We start from the raw sequence: 3481 nt of genomic DNA on the forward strand, positions 1-3481 counted from the left end.
GGGCCTCGGGTACCCCGTAGACGAGGTGGCAGAAGCGTTCGGGGGCGTGGCGGGCCGTCCAGGGCGGCCGGGTGAAGGAGGAGACGTACGTCGACCAGTGCCCTTCGAAGGTGACGGTCAGGTCGCCGAGGCGCACGTAGCCGGAGTCGGGGTGGACTCCCGGGTTCAGCACCACGGGCCTCGCGCCCAGCCGGCGCAGCGAGCGGATCATCCGGCGGGCGCCGGGCAGTTCCTCCCGGGTGGGGGCCACGCGGTCGAGGAAGCAGCCGTCGACCGCGTACCACTCCTGGTAGCGGCACATCTCGTGGACGACCTCGACCTGGCCGCGTGCCCCGTACAGGGTGTCCACGTAGCCGAGGAGGCGGGCCCCGGCCGTCCGCAGTGCGGCAGCGGCGGCCGCGAACGCGGGGTCGGGGCGCTCCCCCGGCCCGTCGGCCGGGTTGAGCACCACCCCGTAGGTCGCGGCGGCGCCGGTGATCAGCCGGTGCCAGGCCCCGGGGTCCTCGGCCGGGTGGACGTACAGCGGAACCAGCAGGGTCATGGCGTCAGGGTTCCCGCCGGGGCGGTCGCCGCCCAGAGCGCGGCGAGCGAGTCCCCGAGGGGGTGGGCGGGGTGCCAGCCGAGGGCCTCGGCGGCGGCGGTGACGTCCGAGCACTGCCAGGACACCTGGGCGGAGCGGGCCGAGCCGGGCGCCTCCTCCTCGATCCGCCCCCGGAAGCCCGCCCGTTCGGCCAGGCCCCGTACCAGTTCGCGGACGGCCACGGCCCGGCCGGCGCCGATGTTGAGGACGGGCGGCAGCGGGCCGGGGGCGGTGACGGCGAGGGCCGCCGCGTGGGCCACGTCCCGTACGTCCACGAAGTCGCGGTGCGCGGAGAGGTCGCCGAGCCGCAGTACCGCCTCCGGGTCCGGGCCGGCCTCCCGCAGCAGGGCGGCGATCCGGCCCGGCAGCCCGCTCGGCGGGGCTCCGGGCCCCACCGGGTTCCCCACCCGCAGGACCACGCCGTCCAGACCGGAGGCGGTGACGGCGAGGGTGCCCGCCAGTTTCGTGGCCCCGTACGGGCCGACCGGGTGGGTGGCGGCCGACTCGGTGACCCGGGTGCCGGGGGTGCCGGGCCCGTACTCGGCCGCCGAGCCCAGGTGCACGAGGCGCGCGGCGGGTGCCGCCTCGCGCAGCGCGGCGCACAGGGCGGCGGGGCCGCGGGCGTTGGCCTCGGCGAGGGTCACGGCGTCGCCGCCGGTGGCGCCCGCGCAGTTGACCACCGCGTCGGGGGCGGCGGTGGCCAGGACGGCCGCCATCCGCTGCGGGGGGTCGGCCGCGAGGTCGATGCCGAAGTCGGCGCCGGGCGAGCGGCCGCCGTCGAACACCCGCGCGCCCGGGAGGGCGCGCAGGCGGTCGGCGACATGGGCGCCCAGGTAGCCGGTCCGGCCCAGGACGAGAATGCGCATGAGGTGCTCAGGCTCCCTTGAGCAGCAGGGACTTGCGGGTGGTGAACTCGGCATTGGCCCGGTCGTAGTCGTCGGGGCGGCCGATGTCGAGCCAGTAGCCGTCGAACGCGTAGGACTGCGGCAGGTTCTGACTGTCCAGCAGGTCGAGGACGAGTTCGTCGAAGCCGAGCGGCAGGCCCGGCGTGTAGTTGTCGAGGGTGGAGCGGCTCAGACCGTACACCCCCATGGAGACGTGGTAGTCCATGCTGGGCTTCTCGGTGAAGCCGACGACCCGGCTGGCGTCGGTGGTCAGCACCCCGAAGTCGATGTGCACCTTGCGCGGGTAGGTGGCGATGGTCAGCGGCGCGCCGGACGCCTCGTGGCGGCGCAGCACGTCGGCGTAGTCGAGGTCGGTGAGCACGTCGCCGTTCATCACGAGGAAGTGCTCGGGGAGGCGGTCGCGCAGGTTGAGCAGGGGTCCCATGGTGCCGAGGGGGCTCTCCTCGGTGGCGTAGTCCACGCTCATGCCCCACTGGGAGCCGTCGCCGACGTAGGCCCGGATGATCTCGCCGAGGTGTCCGATGGCGATGGTGCACCGGGTGAACCCTGCCGTCGAGAGCTGGCGCAGCACGATCTCCAGGATCGCGTGCTGGTCTCCGATGGGCACGAGCGGCTTCGGCAGGGCCGTGGTGTAGGGCCGCAGCCGGACGCCCTTGCCGCCCGCCAGGATCACTGCGTACATGGGTCTCCTCCTAGGGTTGGGTGGGGGGAGGTGAGTGACGTGGGGTAGTGGAGAACGTCGGCGGTGCGGCCGACGGTCAGATGTTGTAGATGCCGGTCTTGTAGCGGGCCAGGTTGGCGGGGTCGCGGAAGAACTCGACGGTGTGCGCGAGGCCTTCCTCCAGGCTGTGGCGCGGCCGCCAGCCGGTGGCGGCGGTGAGCCGGCTCGCGTCGGCGACCAGCCGCATCACCTCGGAGGCGGGGGGCCGCAGCCGCTGCGTGTCCTCGCGGACCTCGATCGGGACGTCCATGACCTTGCCGATCAGGGTGACCAGGTCCGCTACCGAGATCTCGCCGCCGGTACCGGAGTTGAAGGTGCGGCCCACGACCTGTGCGGCGGGTGCGGTGCCAGCCGCGAGGAAGGCCTGCGCGGTGTCCTTGACGAAGCTGAAGTCGCGGGTGGGCCGCAGGTCTCCGAGGGTGATGACGCGTTCCCCGGCCGCGACCTGGCCGATGACGGTGGGGATCACCGCGCGCATCGACTGGCGGGGTCCGTAGGTGTTGAACGGGCGCAGCGTGACCACCGGGGTTTCGAAGCTGGCGTGGTAGCTGTCGGCCAGCCGGTCACCGCCGGCCTTGGAAGCGGCGTACGGGGACTGGGTGTTGATGGGGTGGTCCTCGGTGATCGGCACGGTCTGCGCGGTGCCGTACGTCTCGCTGGTCGAGGTGTGCACGAGGCGGGGGGTGCCCAGGGCCCGGACGGCTTCGAGGACGTTGAGGGTGCCGGTCACGTTGGTGTCGACGTAGCTGTGCGGGGCCCGGTAGGAGTAGGGGATCGCGATGAGCGCGGCCAGGTGGTAGGCGGCTTCGGCGCCTTCGAGGAGCCCGCGGACGGATCCGGGGTCGCGGACGTCCCCGAGGACGATCTCCACCTGGTCGAGGACGTCGGGGGCCAGGGTCTCCAGCCACCCGTACGAGGAGAAGGAGTTGTACTGGGCCATGGCGCGGACCCGGTAGCCGCGGGCGACGAGGGCCTCGGTGAGGTGGGAGCCGATGAAGCCCTCGGCTCCGGTGACGGCGGCGAGCGGTGCGGTGGTCAACTGGTGCACCTTTCAGGTGGGTTGGCGGAGCGTACGGGGATGGGCGGGCGGTGGTCAGGCGTGCCGGGCGGGGCGGCCGAGGACGCGGAGGGTGCAGGCGGCCAGGGCCGTCGCGGCGAGGCCGCAGGAGAGGGTCAGGGCGGGCGGGCCCGGGGCGGGCCCGAGGACGGTGACGGTTCCCGCCCCGGCCGCGGCGGCCGCGCAGAGGGCCGCGGGCGGCCAGGCGACCCCGAAGG

4 protein-coding genes and 1 pseudogene are annotated in these 3481 nt (G+C 74.1%); all 5 read right to left on the minus strand.

The annotated features are described in order from the left end of the window. On the minus strand, positions 1–541 hold a 541-nt coding region (locus tag VR44_RS21385; protein WP_045949172.1), incomplete at its 3' end, for a spherulation-specific family 4 protein. Beyond that, positions 538–1446: an NAD-dependent epimerase/dehydratase family protein gene (locus VR44_RS21390; RefSeq protein ID WP_045949173.1), complete on the minus strand. Its 909-nt coding sequence runs from the start codon at positions 1444–1446 to the stop codon at positions 538–540. The genes VR44_RS21385 and VR44_RS21390, both read right to left, overlap by 4 nt. 7 nt (positions 1447–1453) lie before the next feature. After that, positions 1454–2167, minus strand: a complete 714-nt coding sequence (locus tag VR44_RS21395) for a nucleotidyltransferase family protein (RefSeq protein WP_045949174.1) — start codon at positions 2165–2167, stop codon at positions 1454–1456. Between the two features lie 76 nt (positions 2168–2243). Next, positions 2244–3245 carry a GDP-mannose 4,6-dehydratase gene (locus VR44_RS21400; RefSeq protein WP_045949175.1) on the minus strand — a complete coding sequence of 334 codons (1002 nt, stop codon included), beginning with the start codon at positions 3243–3245 and terminating at the stop codon, positions 2244–2246. A 54-nt stretch (positions 3246–3299) separates the two neighbouring features. Next, positions 3300–3481 (minus strand): annotated as a pseudogene (locus tag VR44_RS21405) (hypothetical protein); the annotation flags it as partial.

It is taken from the genome of Streptomyces katrae (assembly GCF_000966975.1).
Lineage (GTDB): Bacteria > Actinomycetota > Actinomycetes > Streptomycetales > Streptomycetaceae > Streptomyces > Streptomyces katrae.

Excerpts from the sequence above, each read along its gene's own strand:
- VR44_RS21390 (WP_045949173.1), bottom strand. The coding sequence starts at position 1,446 with ATGCGCATTCTCGTCCTGGGCCGGACCGGCTACCTGGGCGCCCATGTC.
- VR44_RS21395 (WP_045949174.1), bottom strand. The coding sequence starts at position 2,167 with ATGTACGCAGTGATCCTGGCGGGCGGCAAGGGCGTCCGGCTGCGGCCC.